The sequence below is a fragment of the Arthrobacter sp. TS-15 genome, from assembly GCF_006964045.1.
Taxonomy (GTDB): Bacteria; Actinomycetota; Actinomycetes; order Actinomycetales; family Micrococcaceae; genus Arthrobacter.
This window is the reverse complement of record NZ_SDXQ01000022.1, coordinates 51,043-73,624: the sequence shown is the minus strand read 5'-3', so window position 1 is coordinate 73,624 and position 22,582 is coordinate 51,043. Positions and strand designations below refer to the sequence as shown.

Sequence of the window (22,582 nt, the reverse complement as noted above, 5' to 3'; positions counted from 1 at the left end):
CGTTTCCTGGTTTCTGTTGGCTGGTCAGTCCTGGCCGCGGCTGAGGTCGGCGCCGAGGCCAAGTTCGCTGATGCGGACGGGAAGGTCGGTGTCCAGGGACTTGTTGCCGGCGATGCCCACCGACACGGACCGGAGCCCATCGATGTAGCCGGACGGGCGGCCCAGCGGGTCAATGCCGGGACCGTTGAAGAGGTCCGAGAGCAGCAGGTTGTCGCCGCCACCATGGCCACCTTCGCCGTTGATAATGGGGACTTCGTAGGCTGCTTCCCAGTGGCGCTGGACTACCAGGCGTTCACCGATGCGGCGTACGGCGTCCTCTTCCTCGATGGGAGTGGCGCTGGGGTCCACGACGGTCTTTTTATCGGTGCTGGATTCGACGGCGGCACGTTCCACCACTTCGAGCTCAGCCCGGCCTTCGGTGCCGTTGACGGTGACGCGGTAACCTTCCCACGGGCTGTGGGCGTTCAGGGAGTAGCTCAGCGTCGGGCCGCCCTGGTAGTCAACCACCAGGGCGAGGTTGTCCTCGATGGTGATGCCCTCGGTGAAGACGTCCTGGTCACGGATGTAGCCGTCAAACTTTTCGTTGTCGTAGTACAGGGCCTTCAGGCGCTCGTCGTCGCGCATGTCCAGGCGGAAGGGATCGTGCTCAAGGCCATCAACGGTGCCGCGCTCCGGACGGGCTCCCAGGCCACGTTCGGCTGCATTCTTGTCGCCGTAGAAGCGCAGGCCACCGGAGGCAAAGACGCGCTCCGGAACATCGTTGATCCACCAGTTGACCAGGTCGAAGTGGTGCGAAGCCTTGTGGATGAGCAGGCCGCCGGAGTTCTTCTTCTCGCGGTGCCAGCGGCGGAAGTAGTCAGCGCCGTGAACGGTATCCAGCACCCAGCTGAAGTCGACGGACGTAACCTTACCGATCACGCCGTTCTGGATAACTTCCTTCAACGCACTGTTGCGCGGCGAGTAGCGGTAGTTGAACGTGACCACCACGTTGCGGCCCGTCTTGGCCACTGCGTCGGTGATCCGGCGGCAGCCCTCAACGTCGATGGTGAGCGGCTTTTCCACCACGACGTCGGCACCCGCCTCAAGTGCCTCCACGATGTAGTCCGCGTGGGTGTAGTCGGGCGTAGTGACGATCACCCGCTCAATGCCGTTTGCCCGGATGAAGCTGGTGAGTTGGCCAGGTTCGAAGGATGCCACCGGCTCCGTTCCGCCCAGTTCCTTGATGAGGTCCTGGTAGAAGTCCACCCGGCCTTGGTTGACGTCGGAAAGCGCAATAAGTTCAGCGACGTCCGAGTGCTGTCCGTAGATGGCCCGGATGTACATCTCTGAGCGGCCGCCGGTCCCAATGAGCGCTATCCGGGTTCGGTGGGGGCCTTCAGTCTGGGCTGCGGGTGCGGCAGATGCGGTCTGGGTCTCGGCTGAGTCGACGTTGACCATATTGAATGCCCCTTTCAAAAGGCAGGAGTGAACCGCTTGACGGCCCGGCTTCGTATGGGAAGAATCATGAGAAAGCGTTTTCTCAGAGCGTTATAAGCTTTGTATCAAGACTCTGGTGGTCACGTCAACCACTGCTCCAACGACGGAGCATGCGGGAGGCGACCAATGGGAAGGGGCCACATGGCACGCAGGAACACCAACAGGCGCGTTGGCATTGCCGATGTCGCAGAGAAGGCGGGCGTCTCGCACGCCACCGTGTCACGCGTCATGAACGGTAACGCCGCCGTGGACCCCGGCATTGCCGCACGGGTTAGGGCCGCCGCTGTTGAATTGAAGTACCAGCCCAATCCGGTGGGGCGCAGCCTGGCCCTCGGAAAGACAGACACCATTGGGATCGTAGTTCCGGACCTGGCCAACCCCACGTTCCAGGCAATCCTCCGTGGACTCAGCATCGCCGCGGCCCAGGACGGGTACCGCGTCCTCATTGCTGATTCCTCGGAAGTTACCAGCGAAGAAGCCATCCTTGCGGGCGAGGCCCGACGCCGCTGCGATGGCGTGGTGCTCTGCGCTCCCCGCATGAGCGATGCCGAACTGGAGGAGCTGGCGCCTACCCTGCACCCGCTGGTGCTGATCAACCGCACCACCATTGCCACCAACACGCCGAGCCTGAGCGTGGACTACGGGCAAGGCATCCAGGAACTGGCCCACCACCTGGTATCACTCGGGCACCGCCGCCTGGTGTTCCTCTCCGGCCCGGAGCACAGCGCATCCAACCGCCAACGCCTTGTTGGCCTGGACCAATTCCGGACAGAACACCCGGAAATCGAGCTGCAGATGCTCTATGGTGGCTCCAACTTCGACTCCGGCCACGAATCCACCGAGGCCATCATCGCCAGCGGCGCCACCGGAATCCTGGCCTTCAACGACCTGGTGGCCATGGGGCTACTCAGTGGCCTGCACGAGCGCGGAGTGCGCGTGCCGGAGGACATTTCCGTGACCGGCTTCGATGACATCCCGTTCGCCAAATACACCACACCCCCGTTGACCACGGCAGCTGTGCCCATCAACGAGCTCGGAAGCCTGGCCTGGCGAAGGATGCGCGAACAGATACAACAGGCGGGCGAAACTGCCACCCAGGCGCAGGATGAGTTCTCACCCCGGGTGGAGATCCGCAAGAGCACGGCCGCCCCCGCCCTTACGCCCGCCCCCTAAAACAACGCGGGGCACTCTACTTCGGCGATGGGTTGGAGCCCACTCCCGCCTCTTTGTAGAAGCCCTGGATGTGCGCCGCAACAAGCTCAGCCGCCTTGCCGCCGTCGTGAATGTTCACGGCGGCGAGGATGGCACGGTGTTCGGAGCGAAGCCTTGCGCAGGTTGTGTCCCAGTCCGGGAGGTGTCCCGTGAGCTCACTTGCATAGTTCTCAATCGCACCCCGGAGCGAGGCCATCATCGCACTGACCACCGAGTTTCCCGCGGCCTGAGCCAAGGCCACATGGAACCGGGCATCAAGGGCCAGAAAAGTGTCGATGTCAGGCGCCGTATCCATCTGATCCAGGAGCGCCGCAGCTTCCTCCAGCTCCGGCACGCCCACCTTAGCCCGTTCCGCAGCCCAGGATTCAAGCAGGACGCGGGTCTCCACAATGTCCGCTACCGGGAGATGGCGCGTAGCAACATGAAGCCTTAGCGTGGACCCCAGAGCCGACCCCGGCTCGGCGATCACCACCGTGCCGGCGTCCTTACCCGACCCCACACCGGCACGGACCACGCCCATTGCCTCAAGGATCCTGACAGCTTCTCGCACCGAGGTCCGGGAAACCTGCAGTTGTTCGGCCATGGCGCGCTCACCCGGCAGCCGTCCCCCCAGGGCGAGGTCTCCGTCAGACAGCTGCTTCTCGATCCATTGCAGGACCAACTCGTGGGTACGCATACCGGAATACTAGTTGATGTGGTCCAACCACATGGATTACAGTGTGGTTAGACCACAGTGGTAGGACCACAGAATTCAAGGGAGAACCGCATGACCGACACCCTCGACCCCAAGATCACGGCTGCGCCAGCCAATGCCGGTAGCGACGAAACCGTGACCCGTCCCGCACAGCCGCGACCCGCCGTCGCGCTTCCACCGGCACTGAAGCGCCGCGTTCCCAAGGTCTCCGATCTGGCGCCGTTGATGCAGTTCAAGAAGCCCGAGTTCAGCAAGACCGCCCGCCTGAAGCGTGCCAGCACCATCTGGGAACTGCGCGAGATCGCCAAGCGCCGGACACCGCAAGCGCCTTTCGATTACACCGACGGTGCTGCCGAAGAAGAAATCACTCTCCGCCGTGCACGCCAGGCGTTCCAGGACATAGAGTTCCGGCCCGGCATCCTCCGCGACGTCTCGAAGATTGATCTCCGTACGGACATCCTGGGCAAAGAATCACGCCTTCCGTTCGGCATCGCACCCACGGGGTTCACGCGCATGATGCAGTCCGAAGGCGAATATGCAGGCTCCCAGGCAGCAGAAGCCGCCGGAATTCCATACACCCTGTCCACCATGGGCACGGCGTCCATTGAAGACGTGGCCACCGCTGCCCCCAACGGCCGGAACTGGTTCCAGTTGTACCTGTGGACGGACCGCGCCCGTTCCCTGGAACTGATCGAGCGCGCCGCCAAGGCCGGCAATGACACCCTCATGGTCACCGCGGACACCGCCGTTGCCGGCGCCCGTCTCCGCGATGTCCGCAACGGCATGACCATCCCGCCGGCACTGACCATCAAGACCGTGCTGGACGCCTCGTACCGCCCGGCCTGGTGGTTCAACTTCCTCACCCACGAGCCACTGACATTCGCCTCGCTCTCCCGGTACACGGGCACCGTTGCTGACCTCATCAACTCCATGTTCGACCCCACCCTGACCTACGAGGACCTGGACTGGCTCCGCGAAACGTGGAAGGGCAAGCTGGTGGTCAAGGGCATTCAGACCGTGGAGGACGCCCGCAAGGTTGTGGATCACGGTGCCGACGGCATCATCCTGTCCAACCACGGCGGACGCCAACTGGACCGCGCCCCCATTCCGTTCCACCTGCTCCCGGACGTTACCGCAGCCCTGAAGGCGGACAACAGCAAGGCCGCGGTCATGCTGGATACGGGCATCATGAGCGGAGCAGACATTGTGGCAGCCCTGGCACTGGGCGCCGACTTCGCACTGATCGGCCGCGCCTACCTCTACGGCCTGATGGCCGGTGGACGTGAGGGCGTGGACCGCACCATCCAGATCCTGGAGAAGGACATGACCCGCACCATGGCGCTGCTGGGCGTCAGCAAGGTGGCGGACCTGAACCCGGACCACGTGCGGCTACTCCAGCGCTGACCGTCACCCATGTAAGTAGCAGCAGAGCGCGTTTTGAGGGGGGCTCAAGACGCGCTCTGCTGCTACCCAGTTGGGTAAAAGTGTTAGATCAGACCTTGGGCGAGCATCGCGTCGGCTACCTTGACGAAGCCACCGATGTTGGCGCCCACCACATAGTTTCCGGGCGCACCGTATTCGTCCGCGGTTTGGGCGCAGCGATCATGGATGCCCACCATGATCTCCGTGAGCCGCTGCTCCGTGTGCTCAAAGGACCAGGAGTCACGGCTGGCATTCTGCTGCATTTCCAAGGCAGATGTAGCCACACCACCGGCATTGGCTGCCTTGCCCGGACCGAACAGGATCCCGGCGTCCTGGAACACGGAGACGGCAGAACGTGTGGACGGCATGTTGGCACCCTCAGCCACGGCGATCAGTCCGTTGCTCACCAACTTGGCCGCAGCGTCGCCGTCGAGTTCGTTCTGCGTTGCGCAGGGCAAGGCCACGGTGCCGTTCACGTCCCACACAGAACCACCGGCAACATGACTGGCGCCCGGCCGGCGTGCGGCGTAGTCCGTGAGGCGACCACGCTCCACTTCCTTGATCTGGCTTAGAAGCGCGACGTCGATCCCGGCTTCGTCCACGATGTAGCCAGCGGAGTCCGAACACGCCACCACATTGGCACCAAGGGATTGCGCCTTGGCGATTGCATGGATGGCCACATTGCCCGAGCCAGACACCACAACGCGCTGTCCGTCGAAGGACTGTCCACGGGTTTTGAGCATCTCCTGGGCGAAAATCACCGTACCGTAGCCGGTGGCTTCGGGACGCACCAGGGAACCGCCCCATGAGATGCCTTTGCCCGTGAGGACGCCGGATTCATAGCGGTTGGTGATGCGCTTGTACTGGCCGAAGAGGTAGCCGATTTCGCGCCCACCCACACCGATATCGCCGGCCGGGACGTCGGTGTACTCGCCGATGTGACGGTACAGCTCGGTCATGAAGGACTGGCAGAACCGCATGATCTCAGCGTCGGAACGCCCGCGGGGATCGAAGTCCGAGCCACCCTTGCCACCGCCGATGGGCATGCCGGTGAGCGCGTTCTTGAAAATCTGCTCGAAGCCGAGGAACTTCACAATTCCCAGGTACACCGAGGGATGGAACCGGAGCCCACCCTTGTACGGGCCGAGGGCGGAGTTGAACTCCACACGGAACCCGCGGTTTACGTGGACGCGGCCGGCATCATCGGTCCAGGGCACACGGAAGATGATCTGGCGCTCCGGTTCGCACAGGCGTTCCAGAACGGCACCTTCAAGGAACTCAGGGTGACGATCGTGCACAGGGCCGAGGCTTTCAAAGACCTCAGTGACGGCCTGGTGGAATTCCTTCTCCCCCGGGTTCCGCGCCAACACAGTGTCGCGGACAGCTTCGAGCCTTGAATCCATGCGTCTTCCTATCCTCAGTGGGCCGGCCAGCGGCGAGACGATCAGTCCCGCTCATGGTTGCACCGAGGGAGGTGGGATCTCCACCCGGAGGCAATGTGACCCGGATCGCGGAGTTAACACAACTGTAGAAAATCGTTGAAAACTCAAGGAAACATTAGATTAACAAAAACTCACAATGTGATAAGTATCACGTTAAGTCGGGTTCAACTATCGCTTACGGCCGAACTTGGGAAGGTTGGGCAGGTTCGGAAGATTCGCCAAAAGATCAGCGGCCTTAGTGGCAGCGCGGCCAACGGTTCGGCCGATCTGTTGGGGCACAGTATCGTCCGAGGACGGATCCAACGTGACCGGCGTTCCGCTCGCGTGAACCTTGACAGCTTGGCCTACGGCGTCCGCTCGGGTAGGCGGGACCTCCGGAGCGGGGGCACCAACGGCTGAAGGCTCAGCGGCTGCCGGCTCGGCGGAAGGCTCAGAGGCCGGCACCGCTACGGCCGGCACTGCTGCGGCCGGCACAGCTGCGGCCGGCACCTCCGAAGGTGCGACGACGGCGGGCGCCGGGGTGCCGACGTCGAACGTTTCCAGCCAGCTGGCGACGCCGGCCAGCGGCTTGGGATTCAGGGCATAGAAACGCTTCTGGCCCTGCGCGCGCATGCTGACGAGATCTGCCTCACGGAGCACTTTCAAATGCTTGGAAATGGTGGGCTGGCTCGCAGCCAGTTCTTCCACCAATTCGCCTACAGCTTTATCCCCAGAGCGGAGGGAGACCAGGATGTCGCGCCTGGTTGCCTCAGCTATGACGGCAAATACGTCGTCAGTCACCATGCCTTACACCCTAGCGACATATACGCCAATTGGCATCCCTGTTTCGGGGCGCTACAGGCCCTAGCCAGACCGGCACCGCTCAGTCGAACCAGGGATCCAGGCCGTAGAGGGGGAAGATCTCCTTGCGCGTGGCAATAACGGTCCGGTCAACCTCATCCGCGGGATCGTACCCAACTTCCCAGGAGCGCCACCAGACGTCCACGTCATCGCCCATCGACTCCGGAGCCCACACGCCGTACGTTTCCTTCACGTAATTCCGCCACGCTTCCGGCACGGGTGTTTTCAGCGGCACCGGCCGTTGGGTCACCATGCCGATCAGATGGCTCCAGGATCGGGGCACAACACCGGTGACGTCGTAGCCGCCCCCGCCGGTAGCGATCCAGCGGTTGTCGCAATAGCGGGCGGCAAGTCCGGCGACGGCGGAGGCCGCCTCACGCTGCCCATCAACGCTGAGGTTGAGGTGCGTCAGGGGGTCGTCCCGGTGGGAATCGCAGCCGTGCTGGCTGACGATGACTTCTGGTTGGAACGCCCCAACAAGCTGGGGCACCACCGCATGGAAAGCCCGGAGCCAGGCAGCGTCGCCGGTGAAGGCGGGAAGTGCCACGTTGACCGCTGTCCCAGGGGCATTTGGGCCTCCGGTTTCATTGGCAAAGCCGGTCCCGGGGAAAAGGGTGAGCCCGGTTTCGTGCAGGCTGATGGTCATCACGCGGGGGTCGTTCCAGAAAATGCTCTGCGTGCCGTCGCCGTGGTGGGCGTCGACGTCGATGCTCACCACCCGCTGCACGCCGCCGTCGAGCAGCCGTTGGATGGCCAGCGCGACGTCGTTGTAAACACAAAAGCCACTGGCCCGCTCGCGCGCTGCGTGGTGCATTCCGCCGCTGAAGTTCACAGCGCGCACGGCCTGGCCGCTAAGGATGGCCTCAGCCGCTACCAGTGAACCGCCCGCGAGGCGGGCACTGGCCTCGTGCATGCCGGCGAACGCGGGATCGTCCTCCGTTCCCAGTCCGCGATCCTCCTCAGGAGCGAGGGGATCAGCACTGACCCGGCGTACAGCCTCCACATATTCGCGGCTATGGACAGAAAAAAGTTCGACGTCGGTGGCCACCTTGGGTGCCTGAACGGCCACATGGTTGTGGTTGAACAGGCCCAGTGATTCGGCGAGCCGCGCTGTCAGCTCAAGCCGCTGCGGCGCCATGGGATGACCCGGACCAAAGTTGTAGGCAGTCATGGCTGCATCCCACACCACCGTCGTTGGCAGTGCGGAGCGCGTAATGCTGGAAGCTGTTGTTCCAAGCCTTGAGTTCATCCAGAACAGGCTACCTGAGCCCGGAGTACCCTTCCGCCCGGTTACGCCGCGGGAATAGTGGTTTACTACTCAGGAAAGCTTGTTCAACCGAGGAAGAGCGCCATGTCTCAAAGCCAGTCGCGGTCCACGAGCCCGACCAACTGGCAACCCAACCAGCAGGAGCGGGAAGGTCTCTGGATCTTCACGCGCGTGCGCGACTTCGTCGACAACATTGCCAACACCTCGCCCGCGCGTTTGGCGTTGACCGTCTTTGCCGTGGTGATCCTGGTTTTCACCGGGTTGTTGTCCTTGCCCGCCGCTTCAGCGGCCGGCACGGTCACGCCTCTGCACCAGTCCATGTTCACGGCGGTTTCCGCTGTCTGCGTCACCGGGCTCACTGTAGTTTCAACCGCCACTCACTGGACCTTCTTCGGTCAGCTGGTCATCCTGATCGGCATCTTCGTCGGTGGCCTCGGCACCCTGACGCTGGCCTCACTGCTTGCCCTCATGGTCAGCAAACGGCTGGGCGTGCGCGGCAAGCTCATCGCCCAGGAAGCCATGAACAACGCGGGCAGGCTCGGCGAGGTGGGTACCCTGCTCCGGATCGTCATCGTAACGTCAGTGGTGATTGAGGCCGTTCTGGCCATCGTGCTGATCCCCCGTTTCATGGTGCTTGGCGAGAGCTTCTGGCAATCGGTGTGGCACGGCGTTTTTTACTCGATTTCCGCGTTCAACAACGCTGGATTCACGCCGCACTCCGATGGCATCGTCCCTTACGAGACAGATCTCTGGATCCTCATTCCGCTGATGCTGGGCGTCTTCCTCGGCAGCCTTGGCTTCCCTGTGGTGATGGTGCTGCAGCAGAACGGGCTCAACTGGAAGAAGTGGAACCTCCACACCAAGCTCACCATCCAGGTCTCCTTCATCCTGCTCGCGGCAGGCACGGTCCTGTGGGCGTTGATGGAGTGGGACAACGTACGGACCATCGGCCATATGAGCATGGGCGACAAAGTGATCCATTCCTTGTTCGCCTCCGTGATGACCCGTTCCGGCGGCTTCAACCTGGTGGATCAAAACCACATGGAGTCCACCACCATGCTCCTCACCGATGCCCTCATGTTTGCCGGTGGCGGATCCGCGTCCACCGCAGGCGGCATCAAGGTGACAACCATCGCGGTGATGTTCCTGGCCATCATGGCTGAAGCGCGCGGCGACGCCGACGTCAAGGTCTACGGACGCACCATTCCCCAAGGAACCATGCGCGTCGCGATCTCCGTAATCGTGGCCGGAGCCACCCTGGTCTCAGTTGCCGCTTTCCTGTTGCTCTCCATCAGCGGCGCCTCCCTGGACAGGGTGCTCTTCGAATCCATTTCCGCCTTCGCCACCGTGGGACTGAGCACTAACCTCAGTGCCGAGCTGCCGCCGTCGGGCGTTTATGTCCTGACCGCCCTCATGTTCGCAGGACGCGTAGGCACCGTAACCCTGGCGGCCGGGTTGGCCCTTCGCCAACGCAGCCAGCTGTACCACTACCCGGAAGAGAGGCCAATCATTGGCTAGTAGCACAGGGGCAGCAAACCGCCCCGCCCACAACTCACCAGTGCTGGTCATTGGCCTCGGCCGTTTCGGCTCCGCCACCGCAGAGCAACTGGTCAAGCAGGGCCGTGAAGTCCTGGCTATTGAGCGTGACCGCACCCTCGTCCAGAAGTGGGCCCCTGTCCTCACTCACGTGGTGGAAGCCGACGCCACCAACATCGATGCGCTGCGCCAGTTGGGCGCCCAGGAATTCAGTTCGGCGGTGGTGGGTGTTGGTACGTCCATCGAGTCCTCGGTGCTCATCACCGTGAACTTGGTGGACCTGGGCATTCAACACCTGTGGGTCAAGGCCATCACGCCCTCGCACGGCAAGATCCTCACCCGGATCGGCGCCAACCACGTGATCTACCCGGAGGCCGACGCCGGTGTCCGTGCAGCACACCTGGTGTCCGGCCGCATGCTGGACTTCATCGAGTTTGACGACGACTACGCAATCGTCAAGATGTACCCGCCCAAGGAGACCGTGGGCTTCACCTTGGAAGAATCCAAAGTCCGCTCGAAGTACGGCGTGACGATCGTAGGTGTAAAAACCCCGGGCGAGGACTTCACCTACGCCCGCCCGGAAACCAAGGTGTCCGGCCACGACATGTTGATCGTGTCCGGACACGTGGACTTGCTGGAGCGCTTCGCAGCACGGCCATAATCCAGCTGGAGTTTTTGTACAGCTAACGCCCTTTAGACGCTCTTTTAGGGGCGTTATCTGTACAAAAAATCAGCCGAGCTGCTTGGTGATTTCAGCTGCACGGGCCGCTGCCGCGCGTGCACCGTCAGCGATGATCTTGGGGATGCCGCCGTCGTCGAAGGCCGCAATGGCGCGCTCGGTGGTGCCGTTGGGGCTGGTGACGGCGACCCTCAGCTGTGTGGGGTCCGCTCCCGGCTCAGCCAACATGAAACCCGCGCCTGCCACCGTTTCACGGGCGAGCATCACGGACAGTTCCTGGTCCAGGCCAAGTTCCACGCCGGCAGCAGCCATGGCCTCGGCCAGGTAGAAAGCGTAGGCCGGCCCGGAGCCGCTGATAGCAGAGAGCGCATCCACTTGCTCTTCAGGAATCTCCACCACTGTTCCCGCCCCGGCGAACGCCGTCTTGGCCCTTTCGAGCTGCTCAGATGTGCAATGGGTACCTGGGGAGACGGAGATGACCCCACGACCCAGCCGTGCGGGGGTGTTGGGCATGGTGCGGATCACCGGCTGCCCATCCGGCAATGCCGCTTCAAGCTGTTCGATGGAGACGGCAGCCGCGACGCTGACAACGATCGTGTCCTTCGCCAGCGCGGGGCCGATCTCCCGGGCCAGGTCAAGGATGCCCACCGGCTTGACGCCCAAGATGACCATGCCCGAGCCCTTGGTGGCCAGCTTGTTGTTGTCCGGCTCTTCCTCGCCTGCAATGGCCATGACCCCGTGGCGCTGGGCCAATTCATCGGCGCGTTCTGCACGGCGCACGGTAGCGACGATGTCCGAAGGGTCCGTCCCGGCGGCGACAAGGCCTCCCAGAATTGCCTCGTTCATGGATCCACAGCCAAGGAATGCGATTCGGTTGCTCATGGCTCCATCATTGCAGTTGGCCGTGGACGGGGTCTAACGAATGCCGGATTCCCAGCTTGCTCCCAAGGTTATTGCAGGCAGCACTCATGCTTGGTCCGTAACTTAGTAGTTACCTCATTGAGGGTGCGAGTGATGAAGGCGGGCATGGGGATGTCCGCCAGCAGCACCGGTGGCCGGGCGGGTTTTCCCCCATTTCCCGATTCGGCCGCCGGTGCTTTCGCTTTTAACGAGCGCGGGCGGCTTTAACGAGCGCGGGCGGCACAAAACCCACGCTTGTTCGCCTGGCACACCAATTAACGGCGGGACAGGCGAACAAGCGCTTCGACGCCGGCTACTTGTCTACGCTGCGCAGCGACGGCACGCTGAGGTGCTGCCGGGCGAAACGCAACGTTTCAGCCAGCATTTCCTCACGTTCCCCCGCAACCTTGGCCTTGCGGGTGGAAATCTCCGCTACTACTACGCCGTCAAAACCGGTGGCGGCCAGGTGCTGCAAGGCATCGGCGCATTGTTGCGTTCCAGTGCCAGGCACCAGATGCTCGTCCTTGCCCGAACCCGAGCCATCGGTGAGATGGACGTGCCGGAGCTTGTTCCCGAGCGCTTTGATGGCTTCCAAACTGTTGGCCCCGGCAGTGGCAGCGTGCGAGAAGTCCCACGTGACGTCGTCGTAATCCTGGCCCAACGGGTCCCAGTGCGGTAGGTAGGCCACCGCCTCACGCCCACGGACCCGCCACGGGTACATGTTCTCCACGGCGATCCGAACGCGGTACCTCGCAGCGATTTCACGCACGCCTTCTACGAAGTTCTCCGCGTAATTGGACTGCCACCGGAACGGCGGGTGAACCACCACGGTGTCGCAGCCGACATCCGCGGCCATTTGGCAGGACTTTTCGATCTTGTTCCACGCCGTGCCCCAAACCTGCTGCGTCAACAGCAAAGTAGGCGCGTGGATGGAGACGATCTCCTGGTGGTACCGGTGGCTCAGCTGGATCAGGGCATCGGGGTTCTGGCTCACCGCATTGTTGGTGACCATCACCTCAACGCCCTCGTAGCCCAGATCCTGCGCCACGGCGAAGGCGTCATGGACGCTCAGGGGATACACGGACGCGCTGGACAGCGCCACGGGGATTTGGCGGGCATTCACTTCAGGTTCGACGTCGTTGCTCATCTCAGGAGGCCAGCCCGCCTGCCACAGGGGCTGGGACCGGTGTTGGGGACGGTGTGTTGACAGGGACCGGGAATTCTTTGAACCCCGGGTGGGGTTCTTCATCTTTTTCAGGAGCCTTGCCGGCTTCCTTTGCTGCCTTCTTCTTTGACTTATCCTTCTTACGCTTCCCCACGTGCGGCGCCGGGTCCAATGCTTCCTCAAAGACCAACTGGTCCAGGCGGCGCAGGATCAGGCCCTCGCGGAGGGCCCAGGGGCAAATTTCCATCTTGGGGAATTCGAAGAGTTCCAGCGCCGCTTCAGCCACCAAGGCTCCCGCCAGTAATTGGCGGGCACGGGCGTCGGAAACGCCGGGAAGGTACAACCGGTCCTCCACTGTCATGGCCGAAATCCGTTGCGCCCACAGTCCCAGATCTGCTGCGTGGAGTTCGCGCTTAACGTACGGTCCTGCCCCGCTGGGGGCTGCACCGGCGATGCGCGCCAACGACCGGAACGTTTTGGACGTGCCAGCCACCAAGTTGGCCCGGCCCAGCTCGTGGAAGTCCCGGACCACGGGCTTCAACGTGGACCGGATATACCGGCGCAGTTCCTTGACGCTCTTGGCAGTAGGCGGATCGTCGTGGAGCCAGTCCCGCGTCAAACGGCTGGCACCAAGGGGAACTGACGTGGCGTGCTCAGGAAGTTCGTCCGTTCCATACGCCATTTCGAACGAGCCGCCCCCGATGTCCAGGTCAAGAATGGGACCTGCGCCCCATCCGTACCAACGGCGTACGGCGAAGAACGTCATGGAGGCTTCTTCGCTGCCCGTAAGTTCCTGGAGGGTCACCGTGGTTTCGTGCTTGACCCGGGCCAGAACCTCGGGGCCATTGGTTGCTTCCCGAATGGCCGAGGTACAGAACGCAAGGAGGTCCTCGGCCTTATGCCTGGCCGCGAACTCCCAGGCCTCCAGGACGAATTCAATGAGCTCGTGCTGTCCGGCGTCGTTGATGTTGCCGTCACCGTCGAGGTACTGCACCAGAGAAAGCGGGCGCTTGTGGGAAGCGAAAGCTACCGGACGCGCGCCAGGGTGAGCGTCCACCAGCAGTAGGTGGACGGTGTTGGACCCGATGTCGAGAACGCCAAGACGCATTCTGCCATTATTCACCGATTCGAAGCCTGCGAAGCAACTTAGCCAAGACGTTTCGCCGGTCGATTGGTTCCCGACAGCTTGGGCGGGCCCTATTCGGCGGGCTCCCCGGCTTCGTCGGCGCGCTTGAAGTCGCGGCGAATGTTGGCAATGCCCTCGGGATCGATTTCGAAGCCGAATTCGCTCCCGGGGTTGATGACCATGCCCAGTTCGTCCCCGATGTTGCCCAGGATGGCAGAGCCCATGGTGCCCAGAACGTGCGGGGCTGCCTCGAGGAAGCGGTCATCGACGCGGCTCGGGTGGCTGAAGACGGCCAAAACAGGCTGGCCGTCGGCGTTCGAGAGCACCAAGGGCTCCACCGATGAGTCCGGGCCGTCCACAGCTTCCGAGCTGACGAGGTAAACCTCGTTGTTCAGGAAAGCGAGGATGACGTCCACCGGGTTAGCGTCCGGCTGTTCGGCCGAGGCCAGCTTGGCCTCGAGGTCGTTCAAGGGTTCACTATCCGGTGAAACGGTCTGTTCAGTCATGGTTCTACTCGACCACGATGCCGGCCGGGACGCAATTCGTGAGTGCTGCCCCGGCCGTCATTCAAGCTACTTTTTGGCTGTTGCCCTCTTGGCCGGCGCCTTGCGGGTGGTGGTCCGCTTGACCGGTCCCTTGGCACGCTTTTCCGCCAACAGCTCAACGGCTTGTTCCCGAGTCAACTCCTCAAGTGAGGTTGAGCGCGGGACGGTGATGTTGGTGACGCCGTCAGTGATGTAAGGGCCGAAACGGCCTTCCTTCACCACAATGTTCTTCTCGGACACGGGGTCCGGACCAAACTCAGCCAGCGGCGGGACGGCCGCGCGGGCGCCACGCTGCTTGGGCTGCGAGTAGATCTCCAGGGCCTGTTCCAGGGTGATCGTGAAGATCTCCTCTTCCGAACCTATGGAGCGGGAGTCCGTGCCCTTCTTCAGGTACGGACCGAATCTGCCATTCTGCACCGTGATGGGGTTGCCGTCCGCGTCCTCACCGAGGACCCGGGGCAGGCTCATCAGGGCAAGCGCTTCATCCAAGGTGACCGTATCCACGGTCATGGACTTGAACAGGGAACCCGTACGCGGCTTGGCTTTCACCGGCTTCTTGGGAGGCTTGGGCTTGCCGTTCTTGTAATACTCCACCGGTTGGTTGGCTAGTTGTTCCTCGGTCATCTCCGGGATGATCTCAGTGACGTACGCGCCATAGCGGCCGTTCTTGGCAACGATGGTGTGGCCGGTGTGCGGGTCCGTTCCCAGAACCCGTTCCTCGGGGGCCGCCGTCTCCATGAGCTCTTTGGCTTTGTCGGCCGTGAGTTCGTCCGGAGCGAGTTCTTCGGGGACGTTGGCCCGCGCGGACTCAACCACTTCGCCGGTCTTCGCATCAAGGGTGGGGATGGAGCTTTCCAAGTACGGGCCGAATTTGCCCACACGCAGCGTGATGCCCTCGGCGATCGGCACGGAATTGATCTCGCGCGCATCGATTTCGCCAAGGTTGTTGACGATGCTCAGCAGGCCGGGGTCTGCATCTTCACCGTAGTAGAAGTGCTTGAGCCAGGCAGCGCCCACAGCCTGGCCGTTGGCGATCTTATCCAGATCCCCTTCCATGTCTGCGGTGAACTCGTAGTCCACATAATCCGTGAAGTGCTGTTCCAGCAAGCGGATCACAGAGAACGCGATCCAGCTGGGAACCAAAGCGGAGCCCTGCTTACGGACGTAGCCACGGTCCTGGATGGTGGAAATGGTGGACGCGTAGGTGGACGGGCGGCCGATGCCACGCTTTTCCAACTCAGCGGTTAGCGATGCTTCCGTGTAACGCGGAGGCGGGGACGTTTCGTGGCCGACAGCCACGATCTCCGAAGCCGTAAGGGAATCATCCTTGGAAACGTTCGGCAGGCGACGGGCTTCGTCGGAATCATCGTCCCCGCGGCTCTCGTCCTTGCCCTCTTCATAGGCTGCAAGGAAGCCCGGGAAGGTGATGACCGTACCGGAAGCCGAGAATTCGGCGTCGCGGCCGTCAGCGGCCACTGCGCCGAGGCGGATGGTGGCAGTGGAACCCTTGGCATCAGCCATCTGGGAGGCCACGGTGCGCTTCCAGATGAGCTCGTACAGGCGGAACTCGTCACCGCTCAGCTGCTTGGCAACCTGCGCCGGCGTACGGAACGAGTCACCCGCGGGACGAATGGCCTCGTGAGCTTCCTGTGCGTTGGCAGCCTTGTTCGCGTAAACGCGGGGGCTCTGGGGAACGTACTCAGGACCATACAGCTCGGAAGCCTGGCGGCGGGCTGCGGTGAGTGCTTCATCGCTCAAGGCGGATGAGTCCGTACGCATATAGGTGATGTAGCCGTTTTCATACAGGCGCTGGGCAACCTGCATGGTGCTCTTGGAGGAGAAGCGGAGCTTACGGCCGGCTTCCTGCTGCAGGGTGGAGGTGGTGAACGGCGCGGCAGGGCGGCGGGTGTAGGGCTTGGTATCTACGGAGCGGACACGGAAATCAGCTTTTTCCAGTCCGGCAGCCAAAGAGGTGGCAAGTTCCTGGTTGAGGTGCACCACGTTGGAGGACGTCAGCTGCCCGTTGTCATTGAAGTCCCGGCCGCTGGCTACCTTGGAACCATCCACGGCGGCAAGCTTTGCCTTGAACGAACCCGAGTCCGAACCGAACTGGCCCGTCAGATCCCAGTAGGACGCTGCGCGGAAGGCCATGCGTTCACGTTCGCGGTCCACCACCATGCGGGTCACCACGGACTGCACACGGCCAGCCGAGAGCCCGCGGGCCACCTTGCGCCACAACACGGGGGAGATCTCGTAGCCGTAGAGGCGGTCAAGAATACGACGCGTCTCCTGGGCATCCACCAAAGCGGTGTCGACGTCACGGAGGTTGTCCATGGCGCGGTGGATGGCTTCCTTGGTGATTTCACCGAACGTCATGCGATAGACGGGAACCTTGGGCTTGAGGACCTCCAGGAGGTGCCACGCGATGGCTTCGCCTTCGCGGTCCCCATCGGTTGCGAGGTAGAGCGCGTCAGCGTCTTTCAGCTGGGCCTTGAGCTCGGCAACCTTTTTCTTCTTGTCCGGGGAAACAACGTAGTACGGCTTGAAGTCGTTTTCGACGTCTACTGCGAACTTGCCCAGCGAGGTCTTCTTCAGTTCGGCAGGGAGGTCAGATGGCTGCGGGAGGTCCCGGATATGGCCGATCGAAGCCTCGACGATGAAGCCCTCGCCAAGATACTTGGCGATGGTCTTGCTCTTGGCGGGAGACTCCACGATCACGAGTTTCTTGCCGGTTTTTGCCTTGCTGGGCACGGTGCTCCTACAGAAAAAATGTGTAATTGGGCTGGTGCCCATATTGGCCTAGTTCACCATAGTTTGCAGAATCCTGCGTTCTGGTGCGGAACAAGGACGGACATTCGATGGTCCGGCGGGCTGTTACTGACCGGGCGCTAAGCGGTCGTCCGGGATCATTGACCACAAGGTTGCCACACGTTCGGCACCTTCGGGTATCTGAGTGGGATCCTCAAGTTCGTACTCCCGCAGAACCGCGCGGATTCTGTCCAAAAGTTCCCTGCGCTGCGGGTTGGTCAGATACAACAAGTTGCTGGAGAGAACAACCGCTGCCGGTTCTTCCCCGGTTTCCCCCCGCTGCCGGCGTTCGCCGCGGGCCCTGGCGAATGCAGAAGCCCTGCGTCGGAAGGCATCCAGCTCAAGGTCCACGACGGCTATCTCAGGACTGGCGACGCTGCCTCCGGAGATGGTGAAGTCTGTTCCCGCTGCCTTCCAGCGGCGTTCCCTGGCGTCGCCCGCATTTTCCGCCGGAGCCACGATGCCCCACTTTTGGAGAGCCCTGAGGTGGTAGCTCATTGCACTGGGCGTCAGGCCTGTCCTGGCAGCGAGTTCGGTGGCTGTGTGGCTGACCTGTGTGGCGTACAGCTCAGAGATGACCTCCAGCCGGGCGGCATGCGCCAAAGCACGGATGGCCTTGGGATCGGTGATCACAACCGTCTTCTCGGCACGTTTCCGTCGAGGAACGTCTCCTGACGCTTGGGATGTTTCGTTGTTCACAGTCACTTCATCAGTGTAGTCAGGGTCACTTCCCGGAGGTCCGGCACTTGATGAGCGCGCCGTAGTCCGGATCATTCGCCCACCTGCTCCGGGTCCGGAAGGAGGAATCCGTCCAACACCAGGTTGGTGACGTCGCGGAAGAGTCCTTCGCGGAAAGCCTCTTCATCGAAGCCCTCGCCCCCGCCCAGGAGCGATACCAAGGCCGAAGTGATCTGCCGGACGGACAATTGGCCGTCGCATGCGGAGACGAAACCGGCGAGTTCGGTGCTCAGCAGGTTGGTCCGCCGAAGCCCTGCCCCTTGCCGGAGCAGGATGACCCCCGGATGGGCAGCCCCTGGACGTTGGTGCCTTTCCTCCGTGACATCCTCGGCAACCACCAAGTGCGCCAAGGAAACTGAATGTGCAGCAGCCCAGTCAGCCCGTTCCACGGCGGCGCCGAGATGGGGACCGATGGGTTGTTCGATCGGGTACGTGATTTCCTCGAAGCGGTTGATGACGGCCCCGAGCGCTTGCGCCGGGCGACGCAACCAGATCATGCCGAAGCCGATTCCCTCAACGTCCCTGGAAGAAAAATCATCCAAATATGCCGCGTACGCGTCCTGGTATTGCCCGTCCTCGCGGTTCTGGGAAGCATCCTGAAGCCACGTCTCCGCGTACTGCTCAGGGCCAACCTGTTCCCGTTGAATAAACCAGACGTCCAAACCTGAGTTCCTAAGCCATGCCTGGGGCCGGTCCTTCCAGTCCGAACCAGAGGTTATCTCCCAGTTGCCCAGCATCTGCGCTATGCCGCCGGGCTCCAGGACCTCCGCCAGGGACTGTACAAGGGAAGCCACGATGTCGTCCCCCGGAAGCCCGCCGTCGCGGTAGGTGAACTGGTCGGAGGAGGATTCACCACCCGTTCGCGGAGTGATGACGAAGGGCGGATTGGACACCACCAGGCCGAACTGTTCCCCTGCCACCGGTTCCAGAAGCGACCCATGCCGCAGGCTCACCCTGCCCTCCAGGTTTTCGGGGTCCAGCTCCAGTTCCGCAGCGTTCAACAGAAGATTAAAGCGTGTGAAAGCGAGTGCCCTCTCGGAAATGTCCGTGGCCGTCACATGGTCGCAGTGATGGAGCAAGTGGAACGTTTGGATACCGCAGCCGGTGCCCACGTCCAGCGCTCGTTTGATGTGCTTCCTGACTGTGGTCTGCACCAGCGTGGTGGAGGCGCGCCCGATCCCCAGGACATGATCATGCCTCAACACTCCCGGCTGTTGGTGGGCTGCGAGGTCGCTGGCAACCCAGAGTTCCGCGCCGCCACTGCCGTCTGCATTGGCGTCCCAGCCGTAAGGGCGCAGGTCCACTTTGGCCTTGACCACCCCTGAATCCACTGTGACGAGCCCCAGTTCCGCAAGTCCATGAGTGCGGATGCCGGGGAGAGCGGAATCGATGTCCGCCACAGACTGCGGAACGGCCAACAACCACAGGCGAACGACAACTGCCGACGATCGGAGGGCCGGGTCCTGAGAGTCCATGTGCCGCTCGCTGGCCAGCAGAGCAGGGATGAGCTGGTCCCTGCCGAGTGCTTCAGAGGCGGAGGTCCCCAGAAGTTCAGCCACACCATCCACTGTGTAGGAGAGTGCACGAAGGTCCGCGGCGAGCGCCGACAGCAGTTGGGGTTGGTCGCTGCGGGGAGCATCGTCAGTGTTGCCGGAGGTAAAGGAGGAAGCTGTGTCAGTCACCTTGCAAGTGTAGGGGCGGCGTGCCGTGCCCTGGGATGCTGAACCTGTCCTATGTGGACAATCGGGTCCTATGTGGACAATCGGGAACCTGGCCAAGCGGAATGGGCAGGGGTGGACAAAGCTCCCTGCAGGAACCCGGTAGCGTTGGATTCATGCTCAACTTCTCCTCCACAAGGCGCCGCGCGGGCCTTGTTGCCATCACCACTGCGGCGCTGCTGGGAGTCTGCGGCTGCCAGGCACCGGTTAATATCGAAGATGCCGACGTTCCTGCCTGGAAGGAAAAGGTCCTCCCCGCGGCGAGTGGCGTAGTGCTGGAGGACTCCGGCAAAATCCTCAACCGTGACCCCTTGGTCAAGGAATCTCCCAACGTTCCGGCCGGAAGCTACACGCTTACCATGGCGTGTGATGGTGGCGGCAAAGCCTATTTTGCGGTTTCCTCTGGCGGCACCAAGATCGCAGACGCGGCCGCCGCTTGCAACGGCAGCCTTGACGTGGTGAAGATCAAAATGCCCGTTTCCGGTACTTTGAACATCTCTACAAGTAGCGTCGATGCCCCGCTGATCTTCGCCTACCACGTGGTCGCTGCTGCTGCCTAGGACCTGGCCGATGCCCGCCCCCGGCAGGCCTTTGGCTTGCGGCTGTACGGGCGTAAAGTCAGTCCATGGGCAGCAAGGCAGCTCGCTCGGTGATGCCGCAACGGCCGGTGAGGGCCGCCGTCGTGATCCTTATTGCGCTGAGCAGCAGTCTGACGGCTTGCGAATACACCTTTGACGAGGATGGCAGGCCGGATGCCAGCCCTACATCCACTGCCGGCAATGTTGTTCTTCCGCCCGACCCCGCGCTGGAGGATACAGTCACCGGCGAGGCACTGGAAGAGTGGGCCAAAATGGCTTTGCCTGAGTCCCAGGGACAGTCCTTCTACTCAAGCAGCGGCTACCTCAACCCCGGCGAGTCCAAGTCTGAGCAGACTGTGCAGCTGCCTGGCGGAACGTACGCGGTGACGCTGGCATGCCGCGGAACACGCCGCGTTACCTTCAGCGTCGCGTTGGGCGAGGCCAAGCTGGTGGATCTGACCTTGGGGTGCGCCAATGCCCGCGTGAGCGTAGTCCAGTTGGAAAAGGACGCAGTACTCTCCATCACGGTGGGGTCCAGATCGGACTCCAACTTCGCGTACCGGGTGAGCCGCCTCTGAACCGGCCGTCAGGCGGCTTCGCAGCCGCCGGGGCAGCGGAGTGTTTCCGGGCTGGAGGCACATTCCGCGCAGTAAAGGGTCAAAGTACGGCAGCTGAGGTTTGAGCAGTTCTCAAACTTGTTGGTGGGAGCCGCACAGCGGACGCATTCACCAATGGTTTTGGCTTCCTCGCTGAACTCGACATGCATGCGCTTATCGAAGACGTACAGAGAGCCCTCCCACAGTCCTTGATCCTTGAAGGTCTCGCCGTAGCGGACAATCCCGCCATCCAGCTGGTACACCTCTTTGAAGCCCCTGTTGACCATCAGGCTGGACAGCACTTCGCAGCGGATACCGCCCGTGCAATAGGTGACAACGGGCTTGTCCTTGAGGGAGTCGTACTTGCCCGAATCGAGTTCCTTGATGAAATCGTGGGTGGTGTCCACGTCCGGGACGATTGCGTCCTTGAACTTGCCGATTTGGGCTTCGAACGCGTTGCGGCCGTCAAAGAACACCACGTCTTCGCCACTGGACTTCTTGGCATCCACCAATGCGTGCAGTTCCTCCGGTTGGAGGTGCTTTCCGCCGCCCACCACGCCGTTGGCGTCCACCTTCAGCTCACCGGGCGCACCGAACGACACGATCTCATCGCGCACTTTGACGCTGAGGCGCGGGAAATCTGCAGCGCCCCCCTCTGACCACTTGAAGTCGATGCCATGAAAGCCCTTGTATTCACGGGTGGTCTTCACATACTGCTTCATGTTGTTGAGCTCGCCGCCCACCGTGGCGTTGATGCCGTCCTTTGAGATCAGGATCCTGCCGGTGAGACCCAGCTTTTCGCAGAGGGCACGCTGCCACAGACGCACGGCGTCGGGGTCGGCGATCGGAGTAAAGCCATAGAAGAGCACAATTCGGTTCAGAGCCACTATTAAAGGGTACTTGGTGCAGTAAAATCCTCGCCTCCCATGCCGGATTCCAAGCAGGGTTCCGGGCAGGTTTGCCTGAGGGACCGTGGTCGGGAAGTCACAATTCCATAAGCAACCATCCCCGGGCTGACGTGGCTCTGTTGCTTCATGGTGCGCTGGCATACTCTCTCTACATGAGTCCAGACGCCTTGGTTGAAGACATTGCGCACCTCTTGGAAGTCTGGGTAGCCGGCTGGTCCGGCTGCCGCGGCTATGAACTACGCCAAGAGGGCCGCTTCCCTGCCGCACTTCGCGCCGACAAAACCGGTGACTGGGAGTATTTCGCCCACGATCCGTCAGACGAAGAATTCGCCGTCCTGGCTGACAAGACGGCAGAAGCTCCAACCCGGGTCCTGACGATCCTCACCAACGATGTCCAACGGTACAAATACCTCGCTGAACAGTGCGGACTGACGGTGACCTCCGCGTCCCAGACCATGATGATCGTGGACATGGAAACTCAGGATGCCGAGGATCCGTGGCTCCCTGACGACGATCTGGAGCTGGCTACCTCGGAATCCAACGGTGTCCATTACGCGGTGGTCCATTCCGGCGAGCAGGTGGCTGCCAGCGGCCGGGTGTATGTGGTCAACGGCACGGCCATCTTCGACAAGATCGTCACCGAACCCGATTTTCAACGCCGCGGCTTGGGCAGTTTCATCATGAAGGCCTTGGCGGCACAAGCCTTCGCGCACGATGTGGAGAATGGTCTGCTCCTGGCATCGTTGGACGGCCAAAAGCTCTACTCCCATCTGGGATGGGACGTGGTGTGCCACGTCCTTATGATGTCCAGCGGCACCGAAGGATCGGACCTCTCAGGAGCATAGAACCTCCCAACCAAAAGCAATGCCCGACGGCGGCGCCCCCAGGGTGCCGCTGTTGGCGTCCCCGCACAGTGACAGAATGATTCGGTG

Annotated in this window: 20 protein-coding genes; 7 read left to right on the top strand and 13 right to left on the bottom strand. The window is 62.2% G+C overall.

The annotated features are described in order from the left end of the window. Positions 1 to 24 precede the first annotated feature (24 nt). On the bottom strand, positions 25 to 1,437 hold the full coding sequence (locus EU811_RS08620; protein WP_142938065.1) for a Gfo/Idh/MocA family protein: 1,413 nt from the start codon (positions 1,435 to 1,437) through the stop codon (positions 25 to 27). 180 nt (positions 1,438 to 1,617) lie between these two features. On the opposite strand from EU811_RS08620, the gene EU811_RS08615 reads away from it, so the two are divergent. Then, positions 1,618 to 2,649: a LacI family DNA-binding transcriptional regulator gene (locus tag EU811_RS08615; protein ID WP_142938064.1), complete on the top strand. Its 1,032-nt coding sequence runs from the start codon at positions 1,618 to 1,620 to the stop codon at positions 2,647 to 2,649. A 16-nt stretch (positions 2,650 to 2,665) separates the two neighbouring features. On the opposite strand, the gene EU811_RS08610 is transcribed toward EU811_RS08615, so the two are convergent. After that, on the bottom strand, positions 2,666 to 3,364 hold the full coding sequence (locus EU811_RS08610; RefSeq protein WP_142938063.1) for a FadR/GntR family transcriptional regulator: 699 nt from the start codon (positions 3,362 to 3,364) through the stop codon (positions 2,666 to 2,668). 90 nt (positions 3,365 to 3,454) lie between these two features. Between EU811_RS08610 and EU811_RS08605 the strand changes: the two genes are divergently transcribed. Continuing rightward, a complete protein-coding gene (locus EU811_RS08605; protein WP_142938062.1) occupies positions 3,455 to 4,786 on the top strand; it encodes an alpha-hydroxy acid oxidase in 1,332 nt (443 codons plus the stop codon). 83 nt (positions 4,787 to 4,869) lie between these two features. Here the strand turns inward: EU811_RS08605 and gdhA are convergent, their stop codons facing one another. The 3 genes from gdhA to EU811_RS08590 form a co-directional block, all read right to left on the bottom strand. Further along, the gene (gene gdhA, locus EU811_RS08600) at positions 4,870 to 6,207 is read right to left on the bottom strand and encodes an NADP-specific glutamate dehydrogenase (protein WP_142938061.1); all 1,338 of its coding nucleotides are present in this window, start codon (positions 6,205 to 6,207) and stop codon (positions 4,870 to 4,872) included. Between the two features lie 207 nt (positions 6,208 to 6,414). Continuing rightward, on the bottom strand, positions 6,415 to 7,029 hold the full coding sequence (locus EU811_RS08595; RefSeq protein ID WP_142938060.1) for an ArsR/SmtB family transcription factor: 615 nt from the start codon (positions 7,027 to 7,029) through the stop codon (positions 6,415 to 6,417). 79 nt (positions 7,030 to 7,108) lie between these two features. Next, positions 7,109 to 8,335, bottom strand: a complete 1,227-nt coding sequence (locus tag EU811_RS08590; RefSeq protein ID WP_142938059.1) for an acetoin utilization protein AcuC — start codon at positions 8,333 to 8,335, stop codon at positions 7,109 to 7,111. A 102-nt stretch (positions 8,336 to 8,437) separates the two neighbouring features. Here EU811_RS08590 and EU811_RS08585 point away from each other — a divergent pair, with 102 nt between their 5' ends. Then, positions 8,438 to 9,871, top strand: coding sequence for a TrkH family potassium uptake protein (locus tag EU811_RS08585; protein WP_142938058.1), 1,434 nt, complete (start codon positions 8,438 to 8,440; stop codon positions 9,869 to 9,871). Between the two features lie 40 nt (positions 9,872 to 9,911). Beyond that, on the top strand, positions 9,912 to 10,550 hold the full coding sequence (locus EU811_RS08580; protein ID WP_011775951.1) for a potassium channel family protein: 639 nt from the start codon (positions 9,912 to 9,914) through the stop codon (positions 10,548 to 10,550). A gap of 69 nt (positions 10,551 to 10,619) precedes the next feature. On the opposite strand, the gene proC is transcribed toward EU811_RS08580, so the two are convergent. The 7 genes from proC to EU811_RS08545 all read right to left on the bottom strand — a co-directional run bounded on the left by proC (position 10,620) and on the right by EU811_RS08545 (position 19,532). After that, on the bottom strand, positions 10,620 to 11,450 hold the full coding sequence (gene proC / locus EU811_RS08575; RefSeq protein WP_142938057.1) for a pyrroline-5-carboxylate reductase: 831 nt from the start codon (positions 11,448 to 11,450) through the stop codon (positions 10,620 to 10,622). 331 nt (positions 11,451 to 11,781) lie between these two features. Then, positions 11,782 to 12,615 (bottom strand): sugar phosphate isomerase/epimerase family protein, encoded by an 834-nt coding sequence (locus tag EU811_RS08570; protein ID WP_142938056.1) that lies wholly within the window; start codon positions 12,613 to 12,615, stop codon positions 11,782 to 11,784. A gap of 1 nt (position 12,616) precedes the next feature. After that, entirely contained in the window at positions 12,617 to 13,741 is a 1,125-nt protein-coding gene (locus EU811_RS08565; RefSeq protein ID WP_142938055.1) for a Ppx/GppA phosphatase family protein, read from the bottom strand. An 89-nt stretch (positions 13,742 to 13,830) separates the two neighbouring features. Continuing rightward, complete coding sequence (locus EU811_RS08560) at positions 13,831 to 14,265, bottom strand: SseB family protein (protein ID WP_142938054.1); 435 nt, start codon at positions 14,263 to 14,265, stop codon at positions 13,831 to 13,833. Between the two features lie 66 nt (positions 14,266 to 14,331). Next, positions 14,332 to 17,055 (bottom strand): type I DNA topoisomerase, encoded by a 2,724-nt coding sequence (topA, locus tag EU811_RS08555; protein WP_142938053.1) that lies wholly within the window; start codon positions 17,053 to 17,055, stop codon positions 14,332 to 14,334. 123 nt (positions 17,056 to 17,178) lie between these two features. Continuing rightward, positions 17,179 to 17,886 (bottom strand): ArsR/SmtB family transcription factor, encoded by a 708-nt coding sequence (locus EU811_RS08550; RefSeq protein ID WP_142938052.1) that lies wholly within the window; start codon positions 17,884 to 17,886, stop codon positions 17,179 to 17,181. Then, positions 17,883 to 19,532: a DUF7059 domain-containing protein gene (locus EU811_RS08545; RefSeq protein ID WP_142938051.1), complete on the bottom strand. Its 1,650-nt coding sequence runs from the start codon at positions 19,530 to 19,532 to the stop codon at positions 17,883 to 17,885. Before EU811_RS08545 ends, EU811_RS08550 begins: the two co-directional genes overlap by 4 nt. Positions 19,533 to 19,684: 152 nt before the next feature. Between EU811_RS08545 and EU811_RS08540 the strand changes: the two genes are divergently transcribed. Both EU811_RS08540 and EU811_RS08535 read left to right on the top strand, forming a co-directional pair. Next, entirely contained in the window at positions 19,685 to 20,128 is a 444-nt protein-coding gene (locus EU811_RS08540) for a hypothetical protein (RefSeq protein WP_223940853.1), read from the top strand. A gap of 65 nt (positions 20,129 to 20,193) precedes the next feature. Then, positions 20,194 to 20,724 (top strand): hypothetical protein, encoded by a 531-nt coding sequence (locus EU811_RS08535; RefSeq protein WP_142938049.1) that lies wholly within the window; start codon positions 20,194 to 20,196, stop codon positions 20,722 to 20,724. Between the two features lie 8 nt (positions 20,725 to 20,732). On the opposite strand, the gene trhO is transcribed toward EU811_RS08535, so the two are convergent. Then, on the bottom strand, positions 20,733 to 21,629 hold the full coding sequence (gene trhO / locus EU811_RS08530) for an oxygen-dependent tRNA uridine(34) hydroxylase TrhO (protein WP_142938048.1): 897 nt from the start codon (positions 21,627 to 21,629) through the stop codon (positions 20,733 to 20,735). Positions 21,630 to 21,802: 173 nt separating this feature from the next. Between trhO and EU811_RS08525 the strand changes: the two genes are divergently transcribed. Continuing rightward, complete coding sequence (locus EU811_RS08525; protein WP_165450174.1) at positions 21,803 to 22,495, top strand: GNAT family N-acetyltransferase; 693 nt, start codon at positions 21,803 to 21,805, stop codon at positions 22,493 to 22,495. The last annotated feature ends 87 nt before the right edge of the window (positions 22,496 to 22,582 follow it).

What these genes read in the sequence shown, in the direction of transcription:
- proC (WP_142938057.1), bottom strand. Translation starts at nt 11,450, where the DNA reads ATGAGCAACCGAATCGCATTCCTTGGCTGTGGATCCATGAACGAGGCA.
- EU811_RS08595 (WP_142938060.1), bottom strand. Translation starts at nt 7,029, where the DNA reads ATGGTGACTGACGACGTATTTGCCGTCATAGCTGAGGCAACCAGGCGC.
- gdhA (WP_142938061.1), bottom strand. Translation starts at nt 6,207, where the DNA reads ATGGATTCAAGGCTCGAAGCTGTCCGCGACACTGTGTTGGCGCGGAAC.
- EU811_RS08570 (WP_142938056.1), bottom strand. Translation starts at nt 12,615, where the DNA reads ATGAGCAACGACGTCGAACCTGAAGTGAATGCCCGCCAAATCCCCGTG.
- EU811_RS08610 (WP_142938063.1), bottom strand. Translation starts at nt 3,364, where the DNA reads ATGCGTACCCACGAGTTGGTCCTGCAATGGATCGAGAAGCAGCTGTCT.
- EU811_RS08535 (WP_142938049.1), top strand. Translation starts at nt 20,194, where the DNA reads ATGGGCAGCAAGGCAGCTCGCTCGGTGATGCCGCAACGGCCGGTGAGG.
- EU811_RS08560 (WP_142938054.1), bottom strand. Translation starts at nt 14,265, where the DNA reads ATGACTGAACAGACCGTTTCACCGGATAGTGAACCCTTGAACGACCTC.
- EU811_RS08605 (WP_142938062.1), top strand. Translation starts at nt 3,455, where the DNA reads ATGACCGACACCCTCGACCCCAAGATCACGGCTGCGCCAGCCAATGCC.
- EU811_RS08615 (WP_142938064.1), top strand. Translation starts at nt 1,618, where the DNA reads ATGGCACGCAGGAACACCAACAGGCGCGTTGGCATTGCCGATGTCGCA.
- EU811_RS08565 (WP_142938055.1), bottom strand. Translation starts at nt 13,741, where the DNA reads ATGCGTCTTGGCGTTCTCGACATCGGGTCCAACACCGTCCACCTACTG.
- EU811_RS08585 (WP_142938058.1), top strand. Translation starts at nt 8,438, where the DNA reads ATGTCTCAAAGCCAGTCGCGGTCCACGAGCCCGACCAACTGGCAACCC.
- EU811_RS08540 (WP_223940853.1), top strand. Translation starts at nt 19,685, where the DNA reads ATGCTCAACTTCTCCTCCACAAGGCGCCGCGCGGGCCTTGTTGCCATC.
- EU811_RS08550 (WP_142938052.1), bottom strand. Translation starts at nt 17,886, where the DNA reads ATGATCCGGACTACGGCGCGCTCATCAAGTGCCGGACCTCCGGGAAGT.
- EU811_RS08525 (WP_165450174.1), top strand. Translation starts at nt 21,803, where the DNA reads ATGAGTCCAGACGCCTTGGTTGAAGACATTGCGCACCTCTTGGAAGTC.
- EU811_RS08590 (WP_142938059.1), bottom strand. Translation starts at nt 8,335, where the DNA reads ATGAACTCAAGGCTTGGAACAACAGCTTCCAGCATTACGCGCTCCGCA.
- EU811_RS08620 (WP_142938065.1), bottom strand. Translation starts at nt 1,437, where the DNA reads ATGGTCAACGTCGACTCAGCCGAGACCCAGACCGCATCTGCCGCACCC.